The organism is Pseudobutyrivibrio sp., assembly GCF_017471675.1.
GTDB lineage: Bacteria > Bacillota > Clostridia > Lachnospirales > Lachnospiraceae > Pseudobutyrivibrio.
In genome coordinates this window covers 39,637-65,273 of the sequence record NZ_JAFUSK010000028.1, presented here as the reverse complement: position 1 = coordinate 65,273, position 25,637 = coordinate 39,637, and the positions used below count along the sequence as shown (strand labels likewise).

The following is a 25,637-nucleotide window of genomic DNA, read 5'->3' as shown; positions in this document are numbered from 1 at the left end:
TTGAAGCCGGTAGGAAAACATCCAAAAACTGCTTTTAATTCTACTTGGCGAATGTAATATGAATGCAATTAATACTAATATTGCCGCCACTGCTATTATGAAACCCACCAAGTGTCTGTGAGATACATACAGTGCCTTCGAATAGTCAAAGCCGTGAAAGGACACGTGACGTATGCTCGCTTGTGGCATTAAGAAAATCAGCAATTCTCCTCCAATGATGCAAGCAGCTAGGGGTGTTTACTGAGCTCTTGACGGACACCCATAGAAATTATAAAGCTAGCCCAGGGCAGGTGTGAGGGACCTGGGGCTAAATCCACTCTCAGCTGTAGCGGTATGTCCGTTAATAGCAACTACACGCCCCTCTCCTTGCATTGCCTATAAGGTTGGTTTAGAATAATTTGTAAATTATTATTGTTGGAAGGATAATATGGCAACTATTGCAATCGTTATGTCTACCTATAATGGGCAGACTTTTTTAGAGGAACAAATTAAGAGTATATTAGGGCAATCATTTTCGGATTTTAGGCTATATATTAGGGATGATGGCTCTAGTGATGATACGATTTCTATTATAAATAGGCTAGCTAAGGATGATTCACGAATTACTGTAGTTTCAGATGATGCTAGCGGGCACAATAAGAATATGGGCTTTGGTGGGAGCTTTGCTGTGGCTTGCGCTTTTGCACTTGCAGATGATAAGGAGTTTAAGTACCTTGCTTTCTGTGACCAGGATGATGTGTGGGAGACTGGCAAGCTTCAGGCGGCTGCAGATAAACTTTCAGGTGTTGCTTCAGATACTCCAGGGCTTTTTGCTTCTAATTATTATATATGTGATGAAAAGCTTAATGTGACAGGGAATTTCTGCGATGGCAATCCTATGGATAAGGTCACATTTCAGAATATGTTTTTTGAGGGTGTGTTCCCAGGATTTACACTGGTAATTAACAGATGCCTGGCTGCGATGGCATTCCTTAATGACTATTCTAAGGATATTTATTATCACGATAAATGGGTGTCATTAATTGCACTGGGTCTTGGTGGCGATATCATTTATGACGCTACGCCTCTTGCTAAATACAGGAGACATTCTGCTGCTGCATCCTCTACTAATCTTGGCATGATGGCAAAGATTAAATGGCGCATTAACACTGTGTTAAATGGAGATTTCTGTCCAAGAACAAGGATGATGCTTGAATGCTTTGATAAGCTTTTCTCAGATAAAGTAGATGCTTCTACTAAGGATTTTCTAGAGCTATTTGCTGGGAAAAATCGCATAAAAAAGATATTCTATCCAAGGGCATTAAGACGTAGTGTCTCTGGCGAGATTCTTCTTAGAATAATTATCCTACTTGGAAAACTTTAGTAAATTAGGATGTGAAATGAAAGAAAAAAACGTTAAGAAAAATTATATATATAATGTTGCATATCAGATGCTGGTTATTATCACACCACTTCTTACAGCCCCTTATATTGCAAGGGTGTTAGGTGCAGGTGGAATGGGTGTGTTCAGCTACGTCACAGCCATTGCAGCTTTCTTTATTATATTTGCTAACCTGGGTACCTCCACTTACGGACAGCGTGAGGTTTCCTATGTGCAGGCCGATACTTATAAAAGATCTGTGGCTTTCTGGAACACTGCAATATTCAGATGTACAAGCACTGCCATTTTTCTATTTATCTATGGAGTGTTTGTTTTTTTGCTTCATCCAAATTGGATGATTATCTACATCATTCAGTTTATCGAAATCATCAATGTAGCCTGTGATACCAGCTGGTTCTTCCAGGGGCTTGAGGAGTTCGGCAAAATCGTCGGCCGAAATGCAGTCTTTAGAATCATAAATCTCATAATGATTTTCACCTTGATTAAAGACGCAGATGATTTAGCCCTTTATACTGCCGGAACTGCTCTTATCACTATGATGGGTCATGTTTCACTTTGGGTTTATCTGCCAAAATATCTTACAAAAGTAAGGTTTTCAGACCTTGCTCCATTTAAAGATACCAGGGTTATCCTAGGGCTTTTCCTTCCTACTATTGCGGTGCAGATTTATCAATACTTAGACAAAATCATGATTGGTATGTTCACTGAGGGTAATGCTGAAAACGGATACTATGATGCTGCCATGCGAATCACCAAGATGGTGCTTGTGCTTGTTACATCTATGAGTACTGTTATGGTTCCACGCATCGGCCAGTACTTCTCTGAGGGCAACAAGGATGCCATCCGCGCTGCCATGTACAAGGCTTATCAGTTTGCATGGTTCTTAGGATTGCCGCTGATGTTTGGACTGTTTGGTATTGCTGATAGCTTTGTCCCATGGTTCTATGGTGATAGCTATGAAAAGGTTAAGCTTCTGCTTAAGATTGTTTCACTTTTGACTGTAGCAATCTCTATTAACAATGTAACCGGTATTGAATATCTGGTGCCTACCAAGCGGGAGAAGTTATACACACGTACTGTGCTGATTGGGGCAGTTATCAACTGTTGTCTCAACCTTGTGTTGATTCCTAGGTTCTTATCTTATGGTGCTGCATTTGCATCTGCTGTGGCTGAGCTTAGCATTGCCGGCATCCAGCTTTACTATGTAAGACATGAGCTTGATATCAAGGTGATATTTAAAGGAGCATATAAGTATCTGATAGCTTCTTTCATGATGCTGCTTCTGTTATTACTTGAAGACAGATTTTTACCTGCAAATATTATTGGAACATTACTTCGAGTAGTCTCAGGTGCAACACTTTATTTTGCACTTTTAATCGTGCTTGTAGATACATTCTTTATAGAAAATGCTACAATCGTAATTAATAAGGTTAAATCAAAATTAAATTGGAGATAGGAATGAAAGCTTTAGCATATTCTTTAATGATTTTATTTGGAATAATCGCCATTGGTACTTTTTATTTTGGTGTGAAGAAAAAGGGCCGTTTGGCATTTATCAGAGGCGTATACATTTTCTTTTTGATTTACACTGCAGCGATGGGTGTGTTTTTTGCACATTATGTACCAGATTCATCTCCTGACGAATCTGCCCACATTGCCTATGTATATTATCTTAAGGAAACAAATGAGATTATTCCTCATTTTGAGGACATGCATATATTTAACAATGCAATGATGAAGTGGTCTACTGAACCAAACTATGAATATCAACAATCACTTGTCAACTATCTTTGCCATCCACCTCTTTATTATCACATTATGAGATTAGCTGGTGGTTTCGCCCCTACTGAATCAGAGTTGGTTGTAACCATCCAAAAGATGCAGCTTAGATATTTCAGTCTTGCCATATCTCTCATTGGTGTTGGCATTATGCTTTACATTGGCTACTCTCGCATAACAAAACAGCGTCCTTGGCTACATCTTTTATACGCTATCACCATCACAAGCATTCCTATGCTTTCCTATGAATTATGTGCCGTTACAAATGACGCCCTGGCTCTTGTTACAGGTGCCATCTGCATCTTAGGGCTCATTAGATTTTGCGAAAAAAAGCGCGGTCTTAGCACCTACATGCTAATTGCTGCTGGAATCTCAGCATCACTTCTAACAAAGCTTACTACCGCAATGCTTTGCATATTTATGGCTCTTATTGTTCTTATCGTTACCATGATTAAAGAGCGCAGCCTTAAGGCTTTATTTGCCAAAGAGTTTTTATTATCACTTCCTGTTTACGCAATTGCAGCACTTTACTACATCCTTGTGTACAACCGCTACGGAACAATCCATCCATCCTTAGAGCTTATTTGCAGCAAGGAGTACTTCGAAAATACGATATATTATGTGGACAAGGCTGACAGAACAAGCTTCACATTTAATGAATATCTTTCATATTACTTTGAGCGATTTTTCCTGTCATGGTCAGGAATCGAATCAATACATCGTTTTATGAAGACCTTCACCTACAGTCTCACCGCTATACCTTTCGAGCTACTTTGGGTGTTGCCTGTACTACTATTCATTCCAATAGTAAACAAGAAGGCCGGCTCACTTGCCCTGCCACTTCAGGCTGGATGGATTTCCTGTGTACTCACATTCATCTATCAGCTTAAGAGCGCTTATGGAACTTATCTTACACGTGGATATTTAGGCGGATTCGCCTCTAGATATTATTTACCATTTATACCTGTTTTGGCACTATCACTTGTCGTCATCCTTGTTAGCCTACTTTTAGACAACGGATTTAATGCCGAAACAGAAGAAATCACCGTAAATGGACCACTTGCCAACTTCGGCAAGCGCATGTTCTACAACCAACTAATTTACGCCATAGGATTAGGCTACGCCTTCCTACTCTTCTACGGCAACTTTCCATTCTTCCTGCTCCACTTCGCAGCGTAGGCCTAGGTAGTGAAGCCGCGAACCAGATGTTTAGAATGAGCCTGTAGCTGTCAATGAATATATTACACAAGGAGCCAATCTCGCGACGGTGTAATATATTTATTGACAGCGTAACAGGCGGGCTTCAATACGTCACTTCTCAAAGTGCTGGTAGTCCTTTGAGGTGGTCCAGGCGCCGCCCCAGGAAAAGCCGTGGGCGGTAAAGAGCTGGTAAGCCAAGTCGGTTTCGTCGATTTTGTGTGGGAAATCGGCGGCGCGGTCTACGTATGGAGTGCTGTTGGCTGGCTCTATGTTGAGGTTGCCATTAACTGTTTTGATGTATGGGTTATAGAGGGGATTGATGTCTATGGCCATTCCTTTGCCGTGGTTGGAAATCTTGGTTGTGTGGCTAATAAATCTAAAGTTGAAGCAGGATGAATTGTTATCAGCCATTGATGCTTCATCCTCTGCATTATATTCATCCACCAGCTTAATCTTTTCTATCTGATAACCTGCTTCATACAGCTGTTCAAATATCTCCAGCAAATCTTCTGCTATAGCCTTGTTGCAGATTATCTCCCCTTCATGGGCTTGCCCATCAAATCCCACGTGAAGTACATGTAGATATCGTAAATCCGATAATGGCACTGTGCAGTCATCCTTATAGGATTTCCCTTTGATTCTAGTAAAAATATCACTGTCCTCTGTGAATTCTATCCCGTAAAAGTTTTCTGTGTCTTTCACATTTGTTGTAGTCATTTTTGCTTCCCCTGTGGTGTTGTCGTTATTTGATTCATTGTTTGGTACTTGGTTTTCGTCTGTAGTTTTGTCTTTGTATTGTTTGAAATTATCTTCAGTTTTTATTGATTCACCAACTTCTTTGGCTGGTTGCTGCTCTTCATCTTTTCTACAGGCCCCCAGTGTTACTAATAGCACTATGCACACTAGAATTGCAACATATCTCTTCATGTTCCACCTCACTCAATCTCTCTGACACAAGTATAACCTATTACTATCTTCTGTCACAACATTGCTCACAAACCCACATTTTCCGTTGCCCTTGTGACAGGATTTCACTGAATCTGGCTGATTTCTGTCACAGCATAGCCTACAAATCCTATATTTCCGTTACCCTTGTGACAGGATTTCGCTGAATCTGGCTGATTTCTGTCACAAATATCCCCACAAACCCACATTTTCCATTGCCCTTGTGACAGACAAAACGGATATTATAGTGTGATAGAAAAAATCCTGTCACAAGCTGAATGAAATTATGGGATATTCCATATTTCTTGTGACAGGATTAATAATTTTATTTTAGCTCTAGCGTAGGAGATACATACACATGGTAGCCTAGGGCGTCTGCTTCGTCTTGGATGTAGCGGGCTAGCTTGTCATCGGTGGTGTATTCTAAGAGATATACTTCACCGCCAGCGTCGCTGACGCGCTCCAGGTAGTCCAGGAAGTATTCGTTGTCGTCCTTTGTGGCTTCACCGAAGGTGCCCTCGTCCCAGTTGATGAATGTGTAGACGGTTTCCTGGTTGACGCCGTCTATGACTGTTGATAGGGTGTCGTTTTCGTCTAGGTAGCGGGAAACGTAGGAGTCTCCGCCATTTACGATGACAGCCTTGCCAGTTGCTTTTAGGCTAGAAAGCATGTCAGTCAAAGCCTGATATATCTCCTCTCTTGGATCAATATAATAAACATCGCAGTTATCAATGAAGAATCCATCGATATCCTTTTCTATCAGCTGTGGGGCAAGCTCACCTAACACAAACTCCTGCCACTTAGGATTGCTTACATCCACCCAGCGCTCGTCTTCCCAATTTTCGTAAGAGCCTGTAGTTATATCCTCATAATCCTCATAGTAATCCCTAAAGCTTTCCACAGAGCCTACATTCAAATATGAATAGATTTCACCATTTGTCTCTTTAAGGCTTGCGATTTCATCAGCAGTATAATACTGAGCATCAATGACAAGCACATCAAAGCTTGCATCCTCTGGAAGCTCACTGTACTCAGCGCCGATGTACACGCCGTAGTCATCGCCAGGAATTGCATCTTCACAGCCTGTCAGCATTATGGCTATTAAAATTGACAAAGATATAATTTTGTTTTTCATAATACCCCTTTCTTTGGTCTAATAATAACAAAACTGATACATTTTATCAAAATTTATATTAAATATTTTGAATTAGATAATTGACAAACCCAGCAGTAATATGTATTATTCAAATGACTTAGTTAAATATTTAAAAGCTATTTATGGAGACAAAAAATGAATATTAATGGAAAAGAACTAGCACATGGAATTATCCAAGGAGGGATGGGAATAGGCGTATCCCTTTCAGAGCTGGCTGGTAATGTGGCTAAAGAAGGTTGCATGGGTGTAATCAGCTCTGTAAACATTGGCTTTAAGGAACCTGATTTCCTTAAAAACCCATTTGAAGCCAACATCCGTGCCCTAAAAGAACACATTAAAAGAGCAAAGGAGATATCTGGTGGCAAGGGATTGATTGGTGTAAACATCATGGTTGCAGTCAGCCACTATGAAGAGACTGTAAAAGCAGCCATAGCTGCTGGAGCAGATGCCATCATATCAGGCGCTGGCCTTCCTTTAAAGCTGGCAGAGCTTGTAAAGAATACAAACACACTCTTTGCCCCAATCGTTTCAAGCAAAAAGGCTGCTATGCTTCTATGCAAAACATTCTCACAAAAATCCGGCATACTGCCTGACTTCATAGTAATCGAAGGTCACAAGGCTGGTGGACACCTGGGATTTTCAAGAGAAAATCTTGAAGAAGATACCTGTCAGGAAAACTTAGATATCCTAAAGGAAGTGTTGGAAGTCATCAAACCTTTTGAAGAGAAATTTCATAAGAAAATCAGAGTGTTCCTAGGTGGTGGAATATTTACTGGCAAAGATATGGCAGATGCTATAAATGCCGGTGCTGACGGTGTGCAAATTGGTACAAGATTTATTGCTACAGATGAATGTGATGCCTCAGATACATTTAAGCAGGTGATTGTAGATAGCACTTGTGATGATATAAGAATCATCAAAAGCCCTGTAGGCATGCCAGCAAGAGCTGTATACACCCCTCTGCTGCAAAGCCTGGAAAGGGGCAAGACCTTCTTTGCTGAAAAATGCAACAACTGCCTAACCGCCTGCCCAAAGGGCGACAAAGTGCCTTACTGCATCAGCCGCGCTCTTATTGCTGCTGTGGAAGGTAACCGTGAAGAAGGATTATTCTTCTGCGGTGAAAATGCATCCAGAGTAAAAGAAATCCTATCAGTAAAAAATCTTATTAATGAACTTCTTAGTGAGTGCAATTCTACATTAGCGACATCTAATCACATTTAATTTTTCAAACGCCCACATTCTTTTATAAATGTGGGCGTTTAATATATCTTATGACTTTGTATCTGCAATCAGTATTTTCTCATTTAATTATTTCTCATCCACCACCTGGAACACTAAGAACTTTAGATAATAGCTTTCATCTGCAGCCCAAAGAATTGGGTGGTCTGGTGCCTGAGTGCGGAACTCTACCTGGCGAAGGCGCTTATGAGCAGCCTTGGCAGCCTGGCCGATTACTTTTACAAACAAATCCTGTGTCATGAAATGTGAACATGAGCAGGTAGCTAAATAGCCGCCATCTTTAACAAGCTTCAACCCCTTCATGTTAATCTCGCGGTAGCCCTTCATGGCATTCTTTGTTGCTTCACGAGATTTTGTAAATGCTGGTGGATCCAATATTACCACATCATATTTTTCTCCAGCTTCTGCGAGCTTTGGAAGTTCATCCAGCACATTTGCCTGACGAAACTTAACAGTTTCATCTAAGCCATTAAGCTTGGCATTTGCAGTAGCCTGTGATACAGCAAACTCGGATATATCAAGTCCTGTTACATCTTTAGCCCCTGCGATACCTGCATTAAGAGCGAATGTTCCCATGTGGGTAAAGCAGTCAAGAACCTTCTTGCCCTTACATAAGCGCTGAATAGCCAGACGATTGTACTTCTGATCAAGGAAGAATCCTGTCTTTTGACCATTCACCACATCCACCATATAGTGAACGCCGTTTTCTACAATCTCTACATTTGTATCAAACTCTTCACCGATAAATCCCTTATATGGTGCCAATCCTTCCTTCTTACGAACAGCTGCATCGCTACGCTCATATACACCACGGATATTAAATCCATCCTCTGCCATAAGCGACTTAAGATGCTCTACAATCTGTACCTTGAATCTATCAATACCAAGTGCCAATGATTCCACCACAAGCACATCATCATACTTATCAATTACAAGACCAGGCAGGAAATCTGCCTCGCCAAAAATTACTCTACAGCAATTCAAATCCTTCTCTAGCAGCACTGATTTACGATACTCCCATGCATTCTTTACTCGCATGGCAATAAAATCATCATCTATAAGCTGCTCTTTATCTCTTGTCATCATACGCACTCTAATCTTTGAATTAGTGTTGATGAAGCCGCGGCCCATCATATACCCATCAAAATCATGAACAATGACAATGTCTCCGTTTTCGAAGGAGCCCATTACTGTGTCTATTTCGTTGTCGAATATCCAGGCGCCGCCGGCCTTAATAGTACGGCCTTCGCCCTTTTTTAATGTTACAATTGCTTCCATAAGATAATTAATATACTCCGGCATGTTCCTAGTTCTCCGTGCTCCCGCAAGCCATCTCCCATTTCAGCCAAGGGAACCTCCCTAAAGGGTCCCTCCTTAGCTGAATGGGGCCCTCTTGCTCGCGCTTGCCGAGGTTGTGTACATGCCTCATTTAAAATTAAAAAATTGCTTAGTCACGAGAAAATACATCTCTGGTATATACCTTGTCGCGGACGTCGTCGAGGCAAGGGTTGTAGCGGTTGGCAATGATGGCGTTGCTGAGGGCCTTGAACTTGGCAAGGTCGTTGACTACACGAGAGCCAAAGAATGTAGTGCCGTCCTCTAATGTTGGCTCGTAGATGATTACGGTAGCGCCCTTAGCCTTTACACGCTTCATAACACCTTGAATTGAAGACTGACGGAAGTTATCAGAGTTAGACTTCATAGTCAGGCGATATACACCGATTGTTACTTCCTTTTCTGCTTCCTTGCTATACTGGTTAGATTCGCCATAGCCATAGTAGCCAGCCTTTTTAAGAACCTGGTCAGCGATGAAATCCTTACGTGTTCTATTTGATTCAACGATGGCACGGATAAGCTCCTGTGGAACATCGTTGTAGTTTGCAAGTAACTGCTTGGTATCCTTTGGTAGGCAGTATCCGCCGTAACCAAATGAAGGATTGTTATACTGGTCAGAGATACGTGGGTCGAGGCAAACTCCCTTGATAATCGCCTGTGTATCCAAGCCCTTTGTCTCTGCGTAAGTATCAAGCTCGTTGAAATAGCTTACACGAAGTGCAAGATAAGTATTAGCAAAAAGCTTTACAGCCTCTGCCTCTGTAAATCCCATTACAAGAGTATCAATGTTTTCCTTAATTGCACCTTCCTGAAGAAGTGCAGCAAACTCATGGGCTGCCTTTGTAAGAGCAGCATCCTTTTCATCTGTACCAACGATGATACGGCTTGGATAAAGATTATCATAAAGTGCTCTTGATTCACGAAGGAACTCAGGACTAAACAAAATCTTATCAGAGCCCATTTTCTCACGAATTCTCTTAGTGTAGCCTACAGGGATTGTAGACTTAATCACCATGTATGCATTAGGATTAACCTTCTGAACAAGCTCGATAACTGCCTCTACAGCAGAAGTATCAAAGTAATCCTTTGTACTATCATAATTTGTAGGTGTTGCAATAACTACGAACTCTGCATCCTTATATGCACTCTCTCCATCAAGTGTAGCTGTAAGGTCAAGCTCCTTATTTGCAAGATAATCTTCAATCTCTGGGTCTACGATTGGAGACTTTTTGTTATTGATTAAATCTACCTTTTCTGGGATAACATCTACAGCCATTACGTGATTGTGCTGCGCTAATAACGTAGCTATAGATAATCCTACGTAGCCAGTACCAGCTACTGCAATTTTTCTATTCATATAATGCTCCTAATCCGGACATATCCTAGGTTTTCAAAGCTCCCGGAGGCCACCTTCCATACTGCGCTAGGCAACCTCCCGCTACGCGGTTCCTTCCTAGCTTGCATGGAGCCTTCCTCCTCGCGCCTTCCAAGACTATGTATGTCCTCATTGAAATGATTTATATATTCAAATATAAATTAGCCTTTGACTACTTTACGTTTACTCTTCCTTTAAACGATACCAACCATCGAGAATTGATAGGTTTGGGTTGTAGTATGGGTCGCCTTTTTCAAGGATGTCCGGCCAATATTTTTCTAGCTTTTCTACTTCGGAATTGAAGCGGGCAACCTTTTCGCCGGTGTCTTCGTAACCGCGGGATTTAGATTCGTAGTGATATAGCTCAGCGTGTGGGTTGTAGACTACTAGGTAGCCCTTATCGCGAACCTTCATGCAGAAGTCTACATCGTTGAATGCAACGGCAAGGTCCTCTGTAAGACCGCCAACTTCTTCAAAAACATCACGTCTTACCATAAGGCAGGCTGCTGTAACAGCTGATAGGTCCTGAGTGGTTACGGCTCTAAACATGTAGCCTGGCTCGCTTCGCTCTAGGCCTACAAATGTGTGACCTGCAATACCGCCGATTCCCATAACAACACCAGCATGCTGCACTGTGTTATCAGGATAGTATAAAAGCGCTCCACAGATACCTACATCTGGACGAAGGCACACATCAACCATTTCCTTGATACATGTTTCGTTAATAATTTCTGTGTCGTTATTAAGAAGCAGGAACATCTCGCCCTTAGCTTCCTTTGCTCCGCAGTTATTGATTGCAGAGAAATTAAAGCCTGGTGTCTCATAGCGGACAATCTTTACATCAGGGCGATTCTCAATACTCTTATAATACTCAAATGTTTCTGGTTCTGTAGAATTGTTCTCTACAATGATATACTCAATATTCTTATATGTGCTCTTGGCATCAATAGACTTGATACATTTGTCCAAATCATCTGTATGATCCTTATTAGGAATGATGATTGAAACAAGTGGTTCCTTGCCCCAATTATATGTGGTGCGATAGCAGCCATAGAATGTATCCTGCTCAACTGTGGCAGGGATGCCTAGTCTATCGTAATGAGCCTGTACTGCCTTAGCACCTGCATCAAAAGCGTAAAGCTTGCTTTCAGCACTCATGGCTGTAGATGCTGCGTGGCTTCTCCAGTGATAAAGTGCCTTTGGCACATGATGAACCTTAGTGGCAGCCTCACAGTAGCGAAGGATTAAATCATGATCCTGGGCACCATCATATTCCTTGTTAAATCCGCCAACCTTCTCAAACAAATCCTTTTTGAAAATGAATAAGTGGCAGATGTAATTAACCGAGCATAGTAAATCCAGATTGAAATCAGGCTTAAACACTGGCTCAAAATATTCCTTGGAATCCATGGAAATCTTGTCCTCGTCAGTGTAAAGCACATCTATGCTTCTATCCTTATTAATAGCAGCCACGCACTCATACATAGCGTTTGGTGCCAGTGTATCATCATGGTCGGAAAGCACGATATAATCACCAGTTGCAAGAGCTATGGCAGCGTTAGTATTCTCAGAAATACCTAAGTTATCTGAAAGCAATGTGTATTTGATTCTGCTTTCCTTAGGGTATTTCTTCTCAATAAACTTGCCAATTGAATCATCCCCACTGCCATCTGCCAGACAAAGCTCCCAGTTAGGATAAGTCTGGGCGATAATAGAATCAATAAGCTCCACTAAGTACTTTTCTGGTGTCTTATATAATGGAATTACAATACTCATAAGTGGATTGTAATCGAATTTCTCGTCACGCTGACGCTGAAGCTCCACTTCTGTAGGACCAAAGCTTGTAAGGAAATCCATGTAGGTGTACTTAGGCGCATCCGCATCCTTGAACTTATCAATGGCATGCTTGATAGTTGCACCTAGTCCGTTGTCCTGACGATAAAGCTCGATACGTTCCCACAGGCTCTTCTTAGGAAGAAGATTGCCACCTGTAAGGACGTGCTCTGTATCAACCTTGCAATCGTAAACCTGTCCATTTGCAGTGATTGTAAGGCGAAGCTTCTTGTAATTACCCTTGTCAAAAACTATCTCTAGGCCTGAATCACATTTTTCAGTAAGCTCAGGATAAACACCGTAAACATCCTTTCTGAACATACGCTTTACAGAAATAGGGATTTCGGTGTTGCCATCATATAGATGGAACTCCTCTGGAACATTGCCGATAGCCCAGCCTAAAATCTGAATCTTATCATCTGTAACAGCAGCACGCTCTAGATTGTATTCGTATTCCTTCTTAAGCTTTTCAAGGTCACGACCATTTGCCTTGTACACAACACTTTCAGTGTCACCTAAAACACAAACAAGCTTAAGCGACTTTACCTGCTTTAAATCCTCTGGCAACTGGATTTCGCCAACATATTCCTTTGACACACTTTTGTGTGCTGCGATATATCTACGGCGCACTTCGTTACCCTCGTTGATGGTAATATCCATCTTATAAGGCTCACCATTCATCTGAGCAACAAGCTCGTATCCCTTAGGATTGTCAAATGGGTAAAAGCCCTGGAATAATAATGTATTTTTCTTGGTTAGGTGATATCTAATGAATACCACATTAAAAGTATCTCTCATTTATAAACACCTCATCAGTCACCTGCGGTGACAGCTTCCCCTCAAGGGGAAGCCACATCCCATGTACCTGTCTTTACGTCAAATTTCTGGACACCGCCGCGGCTATAGCCATCCTCAACAGATAGAGAATCAGCAATATCCTCAGTCAATGTACCGTCTGCAATTATATCATAGAATAAATCTTCTACAAGTGTTGTATCTGCCAAAAGCCCATCCATTGTATCCTTGGTACTATCGGCAAACTGCTTAACAAAGTCCAAAATACCCTGCTGAAGCCTTCTAACATCCTCGCTTACATAATCGTCATCCTTAAAGTGAGGCTGTGGTTTGCCACCTTCCATGGTGAAGTTGATAAGCTGTCCCACCGGTGCCTTAAGGGCACTCTCTAGGAACAATTGATATTTTAACAGCTTGCTATCTCCGATTTTGTTAGCATCAGTTATCTCATAGATTGCATCCGCACGGCCTCCAATTCGCTCAGGCTTGTTTGAATGAAGCGCCATGTAGTGCCCTGCAATATCCCTGCCTGTAAGCTTCATTAAAAAATACTGGATTGTGCCGGAAAATCCCACATCAATAACTGCCAAGTCAGATGATGTTGCAATGAATTCATTAGCGTAGTTAAGATAAGAATTCTTCTCAACTGATGCTTTCTTAAGTATCTCATCCTTGTATGGCGCAATCATTGCCATCAGTGCATCCTGAGAGGTTTCGTAATCAATCTGAACATCCTCTTCACCATCATGAATGCTGATTCCAAAGCGCTCATCCAAAAGATTACTGAAGCTTCCCTGATACTTCTGTCTTAAAAGCTCACGAATATCCTCATCATTTTCAAGGGCTGGCACTGCCACTGCCCTACGGGATGTAAGGAAATAATGAGCAACAGGCATATCTACAGCACGATTCTTGCAGTAATCCTTAAGCATCTGCTCTAGTAAATATCCTTCCCTGGCAAGGAGAAGTAACGCCTCACCTGACTTTTTATTATTCTCTACTATCCACTGAATAAATCTGGCCATAAGTGGCCCCATAGTGGTGTAGCCAAAATCGTAGTTGTTCTTAAACTGCAAAGTACCATCAGCATTGTAAGCAAATGGTGAGTTAAACAAACCGCCGTTTAAAGCCTGCCCTAACATCAATGAATTAGCAATGCTTCCCTTGGCAAAACCCTTAAGATAAGCAAAATCTGATAGTTCAAACATTGCCCTTGGACTAAGCACCACATGGCTTGCCACTCCTCTGTCCATGAGGAACTGCGAATCCGAACGGAAATTGTCTCCCACATGGATAAAGCTGCCCGGATTAATGCCGGAAAGCAGCATATCCCACATGCTTCCGTCATCCTTTCTAGCTCCTACCTCGCAGGAAATAATAAGCTCGTCATATCCACCGATGCCGCATTTATGAAGAATTCCAACCATCTGAGCACGGTTAAGATACATATCGCTCACAAGAATTACATGTCTGCCCATGGCCTTCAGTGTGTTAAACACATCCACCATGTCCTTCCTTGGCATGCAAAGCCTTGTTTCAAGGTCAACCTCCAGCTTCTTAATATCCTGGGCGATATTTCCTAAGGTCTTGTCGTTAGCCACCTCCACATAGATTTTATCTAATGTGGTCATTGGGCCGTATTTCTTAACTGCCTCTGCCTCTGCAGCCTTTCTAATCTTAAGGAACTGCACCTTCTTACCAAACTTATTAAGAATGATTTGCTCCATCAGCTTAAACACATCATCAGGCTCATAGATGCCCCTGGTAACCAGTGTATCGAAAATATCAAAGGACACCACATCATAAGCCCCAAGCTTCATGGTAAGAAGTTCCTTATCCACCTTAAATGTATTAAAGAATGGCCTTAAGCTCTTATTCTTAACTGTATCCGCTTCGTTAAGATACAGAATGTAATCGTCGTAGCCCTGCTTTCTGGAAACAAACGGCAGGATGCGCTCTAGTGCGTGGGCAAGTGTACCATCTGTCTGCCCCTGCTCCCTAGGGAAATCCTCATAGGTGTAGCCATGCTCCAGCAAAGGGCGCAATGCATCACATCTAGCCCAGAAGAATGAACCAGCTGGATAGTTAAACACCGATGGCATATCACCAAGGTCGTACTCCTTGAAAAGCTGTCTGCCTAAGCCTTCATTAGCAAGCCATGAATAGGCAATAGTAGGAACCTCTTCCTGAATATCAGGATAGATAAGCCCTGCATTACCATTCTTAAATAAATCTATGATACCTTTTATCTTATCCTCAGAGCCTAGTAGAAGCTCTAGTGAGAACTGTCTCCAGCCTCCCTTCTCCTGACCGGAATAAAGGGACTTCTTACTATGTATATGTAAAAAATAATCGTGATTTAATATTTCATTTGCAAATTTCACATACAATGGAGCTAAATCCCTGCCCCTATTTGGAAGAGGTCGGATATCAATTATCTTAGCTTGTTTTAATTCTTTAAGCCCTGATTTAATTTCGGCAACATTGGCATCTTCCTGACATGAGATATATAAATCAAACCTGTATGGCATATTTGCAAAATAGCTGACAAACTCTGGCAACAAATCCACGTAGAATAGATGCAGATGAATAGCTATGCTTGGCTCTGGCTCTCCCATTGCAGCCAGGCGCTTAGCTTCCTTTGCTGCCTGTTTAGCACGCTTTTTTTCTTCCTTAGCTGCACGCTTTGCCTGGCGGGCTGGAGTATCCTTTCCAGATAAGAAAGACTTAAAAGCTCTAATGCTTTCTAATGTCTGATAGCCTCTGGTATTGACTGTGTTATCATATATGGTCTTAATCTGCTCCAGGTTAGCCTCGATATTTCTGATATGAACATCCTTAGCTGCAATCAGTTCCTGCAGCTGCTTTATCTGGTAATCACGGCTTGCGATAGCAAAAACAGCACTTGTTTTGCTGCGGCTGTTTGCATGCTCTCTAAGCTCATGCAGATTCTTAACATCCTTAAAGATATACTTAGACTGGAAATGATCCTCCATCTGCTGATAAGCTGCCTTTTCTGCATCAGATATCTCCACCAAATGCTCTGGCAAATCACTAAACTTGCTGGCTCTGTAAAACACATAATTGATTGGTACAAGAAAATCAAATGTCCACTCGTAATCAATTATCTGCCAACCCTTATCTGTTTTTATAACATTGTCAAAAATTAAATCTACATCTAAGTATTCACTTGCAAGCACTCCACGTGGCAAATCCACCTGGCCGAACACCTCTTCAAACTCAGGGCTAGTCTGAAACTCCTTAGCATTCTTAAGGTATGCATCCTTAACAGCCTTTATAAATACAGTTGCATCATCTGCTGTAATATGCTGCCCTTCAAGAAATTCACTTTCGATGGAATCCCCCACCAAATTACTTTCATTTACGCAAAAAGCAGAGCCTTGCAAAACTTCCTGCAAGCCTCTGTAACAATCATAAACTCTATGTATGTGGCCTTTGGCCTCTTCATTGTAAGGGCGTTTAATAACTACCCTTTTTCCGTCTCTTTCTACTATATCTGTGATGATATTGTATTTTGGATTACGCTCATTCGAAAGCTTTTCGTACAGTAATCTCTCCATTATCTAGCAATGAGCAGATAGTCGCCTGCTCCTCCCCCTATATAGTCCTCTGCGTATATTTCTGTGGTAAACATATAATCTGGGCTTACCCTATAGGTCTTAATATCCTCAAAGCCAGCTTCCTTAAGAAGCTTCTTAGCAAAGTCCGCAATTCTTTGCTTTTCAGGCAAAGCATATACCAGCTTGCCATCTGTAGATAGCATCTTCTTAAGAACTGATGGTGTTTCTGTTAAATAGCCTAGGTTGATGATAATATTAAATATGCCTTTAATTTCATCCAAGTTGTCAGTCATGCCAACAGTTACTGTTGCCTGCTCTTCTTCCTTGAGCCATTCTACCAAGGCTTCACTGTCTGGTTCGATAATAAGCACATTATCACCCTTTTCAATCCCTACTGGAGTCAGCACATTACTCCTAAGGTGTGATAGGTTTTCAATTGCCTCTTCTGTTCCCTCATCAAAAATACGCCTGTTATATTTTTCTTGAATCATAGGCACTCCCCTTTATTTTACCTGCTCAACAGAAACCATTGAATTCATATCATAAAAACCTACAGTATTCTTAGTACTTACAACTGTAAGATTCATAACATCGTATAATCTGTGGTATGCCACAAAGTCTACTCCATCAAAGCCTGTGCAGCTAATTGACATCAGGTACTCGCCGCCTTGCATATCCATCCGTTGTGTGAAGGTAGCCACGTATTCGCTGCCCTCTTTACAAAGCCCAACATCACACTTTTCGTACATGGTGTTTGTTCCTGTAACATCTATTCCCTTAAGGGTCTTAAATGTAAGTGTGAAAATAGGATTCTCGATATCTGTATTGAAATGCACCTTGGATTTAACTGTAAAGGTGCTTCCCTTCATAATAGCATTAGTGTAATTGCCGTTATCATCTATTACTGCAAAATCCACAATAGAGGCACGGCCATCACCGTATTCATTAACATTAGGATTAAGCTGATAGTTAGACTTCCATGTGGTGCCATTATCTGCTGCATTGTCATGCTTGCCACCATCTGCTGCAAACCCGTCTGCCATATCCACCTTACTGTTAAGGGCTGGCTCCTGACCTACCAATATCTTCTTGTAGATATCTATCATATCCTTTGGTGTGCCCTCAGCCACCTTATCACCCTTGTTGATAAGCACTGCCTTATCGCAGTATTTGCTGATGGCGCCCAAATCGTGAGAAACAAATAGAATAGTCTTTCCTGCTGCCTTAAATTCCTCGAACTTCTTGTAGCACTTAGCCTGAAAGAAAACATCACCTACAGAAAGCGCTTCATCTACGATTAAGATCTCTGGATCTATATTAATAGCAACCGCAAATGCAAGACGCACAAACATACCGCTTGAATATGTCTTGACCGGCTGGAAAACAAAATCTCCTATATCTGCAAAGCTAAGAATGTCATCAAGCTTCTCATCAATCTCTTCCTTGGAATAGCCAAGCATGGTTCCGTTAAGGTAGATATTTTCCATACCAGTGTATTCCTGATTAAATCCTGCTCCAAGCTCCAGCAGTGCTGAGATACGACCATCTACAGTAACCTCACCTGCTGTAGGAGAAAGCACTCCTGTGATAATCTTTAGAATGGTGGACTTACCAGAACCATTGGTTCCAATAAGACCTACGCACTCACCCTTTTTAACAGTAAAAGACATATCCTTAAGAGCGTAATGCTCCTTATAATTCTTTTTTCTTGAAAGCCCCAGTGTATCTGCTACCCTGGCTCTATTGCTATCGTAGAGCTTATAAACCTTATCCACATGCTCCACGTTAATAACGAAATCGCTCATATTATCTCCAATCTTACGTATTCCGTTATATTTTAACACATTTTCACCATAGTATACAAAAAATCTGTTTAAGAGCCAGATGTGCCGCAGCACTCACCCAGCTTCACTTCCGTTTCCACCCCTGATTCTGAGGCCTTCAGGATATCATCATTGATGATAGCAACATTCTTAGGAATTAGTAGGATGATAGTGGATCCACCGTATTCAAAATGTCCCTTTTCACTGCCTCTCATAACAGCAGCAGGTGCCATTTCTTCATTTACGATGCGGCCAACTAGCATTGCCCCTACTTCCATTTGGACGCATCTGCCAAAGCTTTTTGTGTCGATTACCGTATACTGTCTGGCGTTTTCAGTAAAAACAGGCCCTGCTTCTAATGCTACTGGTTGAACTGTGTGATAAAAACCTGGTATCACCACATCTGCCGATTTCTCTCCTGAATCAAAATAAGCGTAGCGATGATAATGGCTAACGCAAAGGCGATATACCAGGCAGTATCCACCTTCAAAAGAGGCTGCAAGTTCTCCGTCCTTTAGCAAATCAGCAATTGTAAAAATGCTTTGCTTCACAGGAATAACCAAACCATCTGTAATAGGGTAAACCTTTAGCAATCCATCGCATGGTGCCATTAGATGTGATTCATCTAAATCCAGGGGCCTAAGCTCTGGCTTAATCCTTCTGCAGAAAAAATCGTTGAAGCTGCCTATATCTCCAAGAATATAGTCCGACATTTTAATATTGTTAGCCCTGGCAAAGCCTTTAATAATACACTTTGAGACCCTTGAATCCAAGAGCCACCCTGAAAAATCTGATATCGGTTTTAACAATAAAGGGCGAAGTAGTATTCGCCCTGGCTTAGTGTTATATAAAAAATTTAATCCGTTCATTTACTCATACAATAAGATTAGTAAAGTGGCTACTAATTCTATAAATCCAATTAATAATATAATGGCAAACTGCTTCTTATTAGGCTTTGGAACCTTAAAATTGCCGATAAACAACATTGCTACAACAAGCATTACCCAAAAGTAGAATACTGTAAGATCCGCCCTGGTAAACCAATGTGCCACCAATGTAAGTGGAAAAATAAGGGCAGCTGCAGTAACAGGAAGACCTGTAAAATAAGACTTACCCTTAATAAGTGCCTCTTCTGCTCTTTCATCAGCCGTGGAGTTAAAATATGCCAAACGAATAAGAGCCGCCAGCACATAAACCGCCGCAATAGTGATAAGCAATAGCACTAAAGATCTGTTCTCCTGCATATCCACACCTCTGCCCAAATCTACCAAAATACCGCTAACTCTGAGCTGAGCTATACCTATGGATGCCGGTAGCACACCAAAGCAAATCAAATCCGATAGAGAATCAATCTGAACTCCAAACTCCTTTTCCATATCCGAACGATTCTTTTTGGTTCGAGCCACCTTGCCATCAAGACCGTCCAACAGACCTGAGAACATCAAAAATAATGTACCACAATATGGATGTCCCATACCTGTCATGGTAACAATGATACCTACCACACCTGACAGTGTTGATAGATAAGTCAAAATCACCGTGTAATCGTATACGCCTATCATACAATTTTCCCCTTTATATATCCTATTAGTGTTATTATTCCGCTGACTGTGACACAGATATAAAAAGTCATACCTCGGCTAATCATATCCAGTTCAAATGCAGCGCCTTTAGACATAATACTAGAAAATCCATCAATCATCAAATAATCTGCTATTCCTAATGCGCCTGGAATAGGAACATAATTGTAACCGATTGTAATGAGGCATTGCTTTGAAAACATAAGCCCTGTCATGGATTTGTCACCGCCCATAGCTATAAACGCGAATGCAGGCACCATAATCTGCCCTGCTCTTTGTAGAACATTCCAGAAAAAAGCCTTCGCCATAATTGCCTTTTTATTGGCAATAAGCCCCACACAATTAGCGTAATCTTCTTCTATCTTATCAAGCTTCTTAATCCTTCTATCAAAATGATGGATTAGCTTTTTATCATGAAGATAGTTCATAATCCGCCTGATACCTGAGAATACCCTATCACCGCCCTTTAGAATAGCCAAAAATATTAGGCTTAATAAAGTTAATCCTACAAATCCAAGAATTATGAATATCTTAGCTGTAGTATGAAAGCTCAGAAGCACCTTAGGATTCACAATGATTGCAACAATCCCCAGGAAAATAATAGCAGCATTGTACATCATCAAATTAAGGATTAATGCCGCAGATGCTACCCCTGCGCCAATACCATCTTTCACCATAAAATAAGCGCTGGCCGGCTGTCCACCGGTAGCAGATGGTGTTACAGCAGAAAAATAAACATCCGATGTACTGTACAATAAACCGCTCAAAAAATGAGTCTTGCAGCCAATTCCCTTTAAGATAGAGCAAAGGGCTACCCCTTCAAATATGATGTAGCTCAATGCTGAAAGCATGGATATGGCAATCCAGGCTTTATTTGCATCTTCAATTTTGTTAATTAATGTTTCTACAGACATACTCTCACTTTGTTTTAACAGAGCCCATACCGTTAAAACCGAAAGAACCAGTGTGAAGCACATCCAAAAAAACTTTTTTGCATTTTCTTTTTTCATATATCTTATTTTTTCTTTAATTTATTTTCTAATTAACTTTATCATATTGACCCCCGTTGGACAAATAGCGTTTCACTTTTATTTCCTTAAATTTTATAAAAAGCGGGCAAGCACTATTCTTTAGTGCATGTCCGCTTTCTACGCGTTGCTCCATATTAAATTTTACAATGCGCTCATATCGGCGTAATCAGTTATCACCCCATCCACACCTAGGCGTTGAAGGGAAAGCATTTGCCCCTTATTCTGTGGTGCATATGTATACACCTTGCTGCCTGCTTCATGAATAGCCTTGATAGTTTTTGGAGTGAGAGTCTTCATGTTGACTCCATAGTACTCTGCCGGATACTTTGCAGGTAATGTGGATTTACCAAATGATGCCAATAACATAATCGGTTGATTTGAATTAAGCTCTTTGATTGTTGACAAATAATCGTAGTTAAATGACAAAAATACAATTCGGCCTAGCATATCATACTGCGCGCATTTGTCGTATACCTGCTTTGCAAAATCCGGGTCATCTCCGATATTTTTTAGTTCGCAGAACACTCGCATATTTGTGGTGCTTAACAGATCTAATGCCTGGTCTAATGTAGGAATACGCTCACATCTGTAATCCTTATCAAACCATTCCCCCGCATCTAATTGTAATAGCTCCTGGTATGTGTGATCTGCAACTGTGGTCTTGTCTCCTGTTAGCCTTTCCAAGGTATCATCATGATAAATCACAAGCTCCCCATCCTTGGTCTTTCTAACATCGAATTCTACTGTCTTAGCTCCGCATGCGTAGGCTCCAGCAAATGCACTGAGGGTATTTTCTGGATAGGCACCAGAATAGCCACGATGTGCTACAATCTGAACCACAATATCCTCATCTGCATCAGCGGGTAAGTAGAAGAATTCATTTGCGACCATAAAAGAACAAAGCAAGGCAACTAAGCTGACAGCTAACGTTCTCCCTACTTTAAAAAAATGTTTATTCCCCATACGCAAGCCCCCTCTCTCTAGCTATCTATATTTTACCACTAAATCCCATACCTCGCATAAAGCTAACATAAAAAAAATGCCCGAAATCCTCGAGCATTTTTTATTAAATATTCCGTATTGTACTTTCCTTGCAAGCTTCTATAAAGCATCTGCAAACTGAGGCTGAAGCTTTCTAAACACATGAGTTCCTATTGCAAATACAACTATTGTAAAACACCAAAAGTAAAGTGTAAGCCATGGCTTAGTCCAAAAGCCGGTCTGAGATATAAAGCTGTCACGGTAACCGCTTGTGATGTAATACATAGGGTTGAGCTGTAGTAAAATAACAAGCCATCTTGGTATCTTATCAACCATAGTATCAAAGTTCCACATAATTGGTGTAGCCCAAATGCCTACCTGTAAGAATATATTTACTAGCTGAGCCATATCCTTGAAAAAAACGCAAAGTGCGCTGGTCAAATAGATAAGTCCTATTACAAGAGCCATCATTGCCACAAAATAATAAATAAGCTGCAAAATGTATGGTGTGATTCCAAAGCCATAAAGCAAGCCTACAATCAATGTAAACAGCGCAAAGAAGCCATGTACAAATACCGATGAAATGGATTTTACAAAAGGTAGTACATTGATTGGGAACACTACCTTTTTAACAAGGTAATTATATTCATGAAGCACTATGGTTCCTGCAGATAATACCTCGCTAAAATAAAACCAAGGTACAATACCGGCAGACAGCCAAAAAACAAAGGGTGCTGATATTCCTGCCTTAGTGCCCTGTGTCCCCTGATTAAGAGCCTTGTCAAAAACTATCCAGTACACAAGCACCGTGATAACAGGCTGAACAAATGCCCAGATAACACCTAATGTAGAGCCTGCAAAATTCTGTTTAAAATCGTTCTTTGCAAGCTTTGCTATAAGCTTTTTGTTTGAAATAATATCTTTTATCATTCTTTTCTACCAAACCTCTATTTAACGGCTGAAAGTCCATCGTTGCATCTAACACTATAAATGCTCACTTCATCATTTTCAAATACTAATTTAAGCATTGGACTTTTTGCCTTGTAATCAGGATGTCCCATTTTAGTAACAACCAGGTAATTTATATTATTCATATTCAGCGCTGTCTCTGCTTCAGCTGGATTGTTGCTGTAGAACTTTTCGTTGATAGAAAGCATAGCCTCTATCTGTCTTTTAGTTACATCTGAATAATCGTAGCCTTCAAGATAACACTGTCTTTCAGAAAAGGCACTACAGTAGAAATAAATGCTTCTGTAATCTGTCTCTTCCGACAATCTATCAACTGCCACAAGAGCATTTTCATCAGTGTTGTCTCTAAGCCATAAATAGGCCTCTAATGTATCCTTTGATACTAAGCTTGGTTCATCACCAGCCTCTTTATTAAAAACAGCATTTTGCTTAACATCATCGTAGCAAAAATATGCCAAATCAACTGCAACAAACAGGGTTCCTATACACAAAAATACCATAGTAAAATACGAAATGAAAGTCTTGCGGTGCTCCACTATATATTTGATTGCGCAATAGAAAATAAATCCAGCGTTTGTTATAACAAAATACCCTTGAGACAATCCTGGCACGCTTATAAAGCAAAAACCAATAACTCCCATAATTATGGAGCCAATGGCAAACCAGTCAAATATCTCTCCGATAACCCCATCCTTAATGAGAGTGTTAAATTTCTCAACAGTAAACCCGATAAATGGCAATAAAAGTGGACCAACAATACAAATGCCACATACTATAACTGCAATAATCACCCATGGGAAAGACATGTAATCGAAGCCCAGCTTTGTGATAACCTGCCCTATTCTGCTGGCTTCAATAGTACCCTCTGGAGATATTTGCATAGCCCTGTTATTAGCTCCAGAAGCATTAAGCCCTACGGTAACTACAATATATGTAAGCACAAAACCTACTGTACCTGTTAAGGCATACAAAAATCTTGGTAAATGAAAGCTTTTAAGGATAATAGCCTCGATAATAAAAACCGACCATGTGATGGCCACAAGAAGAATTCCTGTAGTGCCTTTAAAGCCTGTAGCTACTGCAAACAACAGATATATTGCTATTAGAACCCTGCCATCTAATTTGTCGTACCATACCTCTACAAGTATATCTACCACCAATATAGATAATGACATAGCCATACCAAGTGCATTGGCGTTGCTAAACAAATGATTATCAAGCCAAGAGAATGGCAGCTTAAAGCCAACAATATTAAGCGGCATGATACAAATACATGAAGCCAGAATACCAGCGCAATAAACAAAATAGTTAAATCTATGTATAATTTTGCATTCTCGTATTCTTTCGCCTATAACAAGCATGCTAAGGCTTGTTGGCAGTGCGCACATAAGGGCATTTCCATTCATGTACAGCCTAAATGCATCCATCTTAAATATGTGCTTGCACATGGCAAATATTAATTCGTAAAAATAATGGTAATAGAATGTAAGACCATTTATACGAATATCAGTGTTAGGAAACGATCTGCTAAGAGATACGATATTTCCAGTGTGGAACAGATAATCATGGTAAACCTGAATAGTCTGTCCGCTGAATGCACCAATATATTTTAGCTGGAAATTAAGGACTGAAGCTAAATAAATAAATCCAAATATAATTATCCCAGTCCACCTGAAATGTTCTCCTGCATTGTAAAATGATGGGCGTCCCTTTTTGATATAAACAATTATTGCAACAACAGAAGTAATTGGACCTGCCAGCATAATAAGGCCGTTAAGCTTAAACATGGACTCCACAAAATACAAAGTAGCTGTGTAAATGAAGCCAATAAAAAATGCCGCAAGCAACCTGGTTGCAAGCTTTAATCGCCTTGGCAAAAGCAGCTCCTCAAAAAGCATTCCTGGAATCTGTATCCATATTGCAATAAAAGCCCAAAATATCAATGTGATTGATAAACTAAATGTCATTAGCACTCCTCTTTCTCGCTTGGGGCTAACTGTCCTAGCTTAAAATGCTTACGGCATAATGCAATATATGAATCATTAGCACCTAGCATTACCTGTGGGCCTGAACGAACAATACCGTTCTCATTATACCTACAATTGCAGGTTGCCTTGTGACCACACCAGCAGACAGTCTTAACCTCGTGAATAACATCAGCTATAGCAATCAGCCTCTCAGAACCCGGAAACAGCTTATTTCTAAAATCAGCCCTAAGGCCATAAGCAACTACAGGTACATCCATGAAATCAACAATATCTGAAAGATAATCTACCTGCTCAGGTGTTGCAAACTGTACCTCATCAACGATAATACAATCGTATTTTTTGATTTCCTGCTCATCCATTTCAATTAAATCTTCAAGAAAAACACATTCATTCTGAAGACCGATTCTAGAGCGTACTATACGCTCTCCATCACGTGTGTCAAGCTTAGGCTTAACAAGAAGCGCACTTTGCCCAACCTCCTCGTAATTGAAATGTGTCATCAGTGCATTAGCAGTCTTTGACGAACCCATTGCACCATAATAGTAGTACAGCTTTGCCATAGCATATATTCCCCTTTACATAAATTGACAGAAGACTAAAAATCGCCTTCTGTCTAATTACTACATATTTTAATAATATTGCTGGT

Annotated in this window: 20 protein-coding genes; 4 read left to right on the top strand and 16 right to left on the bottom strand. The window is 40.7% G+C overall.

Features of this window, described 5'->3' with window-relative positions:
* The first annotated feature begins 427 nt into the window (after positions 1 to 427).
* The 3 genes from IJ535_RS05000 to IJ535_RS04990 are packed head-to-tail and all read left to right on the top strand — an operon-like array spanning position 428 to position 4,339.
* On the top strand, positions 428 to 1,363 hold the full coding sequence (locus tag IJ535_RS05000) for a glycosyltransferase (RefSeq protein WP_294299599.1): 936 nt from the start codon (positions 428 to 430) through the stop codon (positions 1,361 to 1,363).
* A 16-nt stretch (positions 1,364 to 1,379) separates the two neighbouring features.
* Positions 1,380 to 2,837, top strand: coding sequence for a flippase (locus tag IJ535_RS04995; protein ID WP_294299596.1), 1,458 nt, complete (start codon positions 1,380 to 1,382; stop codon positions 2,835 to 2,837).
* 2 nt (positions 2,838 to 2,839) lie between these two features.
* Positions 2,840 to 4,339: a hypothetical protein gene (locus IJ535_RS04990; protein ID WP_294299594.1), complete on the top strand. Its 1,500-nt coding sequence runs from the start codon at positions 2,840 to 2,842 to the stop codon at positions 4,337 to 4,339.
* Positions 4,340 to 4,471: 132 nt separating this feature from the next.
* Here IJ535_RS04990 and IJ535_RS04985 read toward each other — a convergent pair whose 3' ends face one another.
* The 3 genes from IJ535_RS04985 to IJ535_RS04975 form a co-directional block, all read right to left on the bottom strand.
* A complete protein-coding gene (locus tag IJ535_RS04985; RefSeq protein WP_294299592.1) occupies positions 4,472 to 5,287 on the bottom strand; it encodes a M15 family metallopeptidase in 816 nt (271 codons plus the stop codon).
* A 104-nt stretch (positions 5,288 to 5,391) separates the two neighbouring features.
* Positions 5,392 to 5,514 (bottom strand): hypothetical protein, encoded by a 123-nt coding sequence (locus IJ535_RS04980; protein WP_294299590.1) that lies wholly within the window; start codon positions 5,512 to 5,514, stop codon positions 5,392 to 5,394.
* 116 nt (positions 5,515 to 5,630) lie between these two features.
* Positions 5,631 to 6,440: an endo alpha-1,4 polygalactosaminidase gene (locus IJ535_RS04975; protein ID WP_294299588.1), complete on the bottom strand. Its 810-nt coding sequence runs from the start codon at positions 6,438 to 6,440 to the stop codon at positions 5,631 to 5,633.
* Positions 6,441 to 6,596: 156 nt separating this feature from the next.
* On the opposite strand from IJ535_RS04975, the gene IJ535_RS04970 reads away from it, so the two are divergent.
* On the top strand, positions 6,597 to 7,682 hold the full coding sequence (locus IJ535_RS04970) for an NAD(P)H-dependent flavin oxidoreductase (RefSeq protein ID WP_294299587.1): 1,086 nt from the start codon (positions 6,597 to 6,599) through the stop codon (positions 7,680 to 7,682).
* Between the two features lie 87 nt (positions 7,683 to 7,769).
* Here the strand turns inward: IJ535_RS04970 and IJ535_RS04965 are convergent, their stop codons facing one another.
* The 13 genes from IJ535_RS04965 to IJ535_RS04905 all read right to left on the bottom strand — a co-directional run bounded on the left by IJ535_RS04965 (position 7,770) and on the right by IJ535_RS04905 (position 25,551).
* Positions 7,770 to 8,978 carry a class I SAM-dependent rRNA methyltransferase gene (locus tag IJ535_RS04965; protein ID WP_294299601.1) on the bottom strand — a complete coding sequence of 403 codons (1,209 nt, stop codon included), beginning with the start codon at positions 8,976 to 8,978 and terminating at the stop codon, positions 7,770 to 7,772.
* Positions 8,979 to 9,147: 169 nt separating this feature from the next.
* A complete protein-coding gene (locus IJ535_RS04960; RefSeq protein ID WP_294299585.1) occupies positions 9,148 to 10,392 on the bottom strand; it encodes a nucleotide sugar dehydrogenase in 1,245 nt (414 codons plus the stop codon).
* A 201-nt stretch (positions 10,393 to 10,593) separates the two neighbouring features.
* Positions 10,594 to 13,041 carry a glycosyltransferase family 2 protein gene (locus IJ535_RS04955; RefSeq protein WP_294299582.1) on the bottom strand — a complete coding sequence of 816 codons (2,448 nt, stop codon included), beginning with the start codon at positions 13,039 to 13,041 and terminating at the stop codon, positions 10,594 to 10,596.
* A gap of 41 nt (positions 13,042 to 13,082) precedes the next feature.
* Positions 13,083 to 16,619, bottom strand: coding sequence for a rhamnan synthesis F family protein (locus IJ535_RS04950; protein ID WP_294299580.1), 3,537 nt, complete (start codon positions 16,617 to 16,619; stop codon positions 13,083 to 13,085).
* Positions 16,619 to 17,110 carry a hypothetical protein gene (locus IJ535_RS04945; protein WP_294299577.1) on the bottom strand — a complete coding sequence of 164 codons (492 nt, stop codon included), beginning with the start codon at positions 17,108 to 17,110 and terminating at the stop codon, positions 16,619 to 16,621. Before IJ535_RS04945 ends, IJ535_RS04950 begins: the two co-directional genes overlap by 1 nt.
* A gap of 12 nt (positions 17,111 to 17,122) precedes the next feature.
* Positions 17,123 to 18,424, bottom strand: a complete 1,302-nt coding sequence (locus IJ535_RS04940) for an ABC transporter ATP-binding protein (protein ID WP_294299574.1) — start codon at positions 18,422 to 18,424, stop codon at positions 17,123 to 17,125.
* 68 nt (positions 18,425 to 18,492) lie between these two features.
* Positions 18,493 to 19,155, bottom strand: a complete 663-nt coding sequence (locus tag IJ535_RS04935; protein WP_294299571.1) for a phosphatidylserine decarboxylase — start codon at positions 19,153 to 19,155, stop codon at positions 18,493 to 18,495.
* Between the two features lie 156 nt (positions 19,156 to 19,311).
* Positions 19,312 to 20,004 (bottom strand): CDP-alcohol phosphatidyltransferase family protein, encoded by a 693-nt coding sequence (locus IJ535_RS04930; protein ID WP_294299568.1) that lies wholly within the window; start codon positions 20,002 to 20,004, stop codon positions 19,312 to 19,314.
* Positions 20,001 to 20,999 (bottom strand): lysylphosphatidylglycerol synthase transmembrane domain-containing protein, encoded by a 999-nt coding sequence (locus tag IJ535_RS04925; protein WP_294299600.1) that lies wholly within the window; start codon positions 20,997 to 20,999, stop codon positions 20,001 to 20,003. Before IJ535_RS04925 ends, IJ535_RS04930 begins: the two co-directional genes overlap by 4 nt.
* Positions 21,000 to 21,194: 195 nt before the next feature.
* Positions 21,195 to 22,016, bottom strand: coding sequence for a glycerophosphodiester phosphodiesterase (locus IJ535_RS04920; protein ID WP_294299565.1), 822 nt, complete (start codon positions 22,014 to 22,016; stop codon positions 21,195 to 21,197).
* A 138-nt stretch (positions 22,017 to 22,154) separates the two neighbouring features.
* Complete coding sequence (locus tag IJ535_RS04915; RefSeq protein WP_294299562.1) at positions 22,155 to 22,964, bottom strand: ABC transporter permease; 810 nt, start codon at positions 22,962 to 22,964, stop codon at positions 22,155 to 22,157.
* A gap of 17 nt (positions 22,965 to 22,981) precedes the next feature.
* Positions 22,982 to 24,970, bottom strand: coding sequence for a hypothetical protein (locus IJ535_RS04910; protein WP_294299558.1), 1,989 nt, complete (start codon positions 24,968 to 24,970; stop codon positions 22,982 to 22,984).
* Entirely contained in the window at positions 24,970 to 25,551 is a 582-nt protein-coding gene (locus IJ535_RS04905; protein ID WP_294292676.1) for a thymidine kinase, read from the bottom strand. Before IJ535_RS04905 ends, IJ535_RS04910 begins: the two co-directional genes overlap by 1 nt.
* Positions 25,552 to 25,637 lie beyond the last annotated feature (86 nt).

Coding starts and splice junctions, on each gene's coding strand:
- IJ535_RS05000 (WP_294299599.1), top strand. CDS start 428: ATGGCAACTATTGCAATCGTTATGTCTACCTATAATGGGCAGACTTTT.
- IJ535_RS04995 (WP_294299596.1), top strand. CDS start 1,380: ATGAAAGAAAAAAACGTTAAGAAAAATTATATATATAATGTTGCATAT.
- IJ535_RS04990 (WP_294299594.1), top strand. CDS start 2,840: ATGAAAGCTTTAGCATATTCTTTAATGATTTTATTTGGAATAATCGCC.
- IJ535_RS04985 (WP_294299592.1), bottom strand. CDS start 5,287: ATGAAGAGATATGTTGCAATTCTAGTGTGCATAGTGCTATTAGTAACA.
- IJ535_RS04980 (WP_294299590.1), bottom strand. CDS start 5,514: ATGTGGGTTTGTGGGGATATTTGTGACAGAAATCAGCCAGATTCAGCG.
- IJ535_RS04975 (WP_294299588.1), bottom strand. CDS start 6,440: ATGAAAAACAAAATTATATCTTTGTCAATTTTAATAGCCATAATGCTG.
- IJ535_RS04970 (WP_294299587.1), top strand. CDS start 6,597: ATGAATATTAATGGAAAAGAACTAGCACATGGAATTATCCAAGGAGGG.
- IJ535_RS04965 (WP_294299601.1), bottom strand. CDS start 8,978: ATGGAAGCAATTGTAACATTAAAAAAGGGCGAAGGCCGTACTATTAAG.
- IJ535_RS04960 (WP_294299585.1), bottom strand. CDS start 10,392: ATGAATAGAAAAATTGCAGTAGCTGGTACTGGCTACGTAGGATTATCT.
- IJ535_RS04955 (WP_294299582.1), bottom strand. CDS start 13,041: ATGAGAGATACTTTTAATGTGGTATTCATTAGATATCACCTAACCAAG.
- IJ535_RS04950 (WP_294299580.1), bottom strand. CDS start 16,619: ATGGAGAGATTACTGTACGAAAAGCTTTCGAATGAGCGTAATCCAAAA.
- IJ535_RS04945 (WP_294299577.1), bottom strand. CDS start 17,110: ATGATTCAAGAAAAATATAACAGGCGTATTTTTGATGAGGGAACAGAA.
- IJ535_RS04940 (WP_294299574.1), bottom strand. CDS start 18,424: ATGAGCGATTTCGTTATTAACGTGGAGCATGTGGATAAGGTTTATAAG.
- IJ535_RS04935 (WP_294299571.1), bottom strand. CDS start 19,155: ATGTCGGACTATATTCTTGGAGATATAGGCAGCTTCAACGATTTTTTC.
- IJ535_RS04930 (WP_294299568.1), bottom strand. CDS start 20,004: ATGATAGGCGTATACGATTACACGGTGATTTTGACTTATCTATCAACA.
- IJ535_RS04925 (WP_294299600.1), bottom strand. CDS start 20,999: ATGTGCTTCACACTGGTTCTTTCGGTTTTAACGGTATGGGCTCTGTTA.
- IJ535_RS04920 (WP_294299565.1), bottom strand. CDS start 22,016: ATGGGGAATAAACATTTTTTTAAAGTAGGGAGAACGTTAGCTGTCAGC.
- IJ535_RS04915 (WP_294299562.1), bottom strand. CDS start 22,964: ATGATAAAAGATATTATTTCAAACAAAAAGCTTATAGCAAAGCTTGCA.
- IJ535_RS04910 (WP_294299558.1), bottom strand. CDS start 24,970: ATGACATTTAGTTTATCAATCACATTGATATTTTGGGCTTTTATTGCA.
- IJ535_RS04905 (WP_294292676.1), bottom strand. CDS start 25,551: ATGGCAAAGCTGTACTACTATTATGGTGCAATGGGTTCGTCAAAGACT.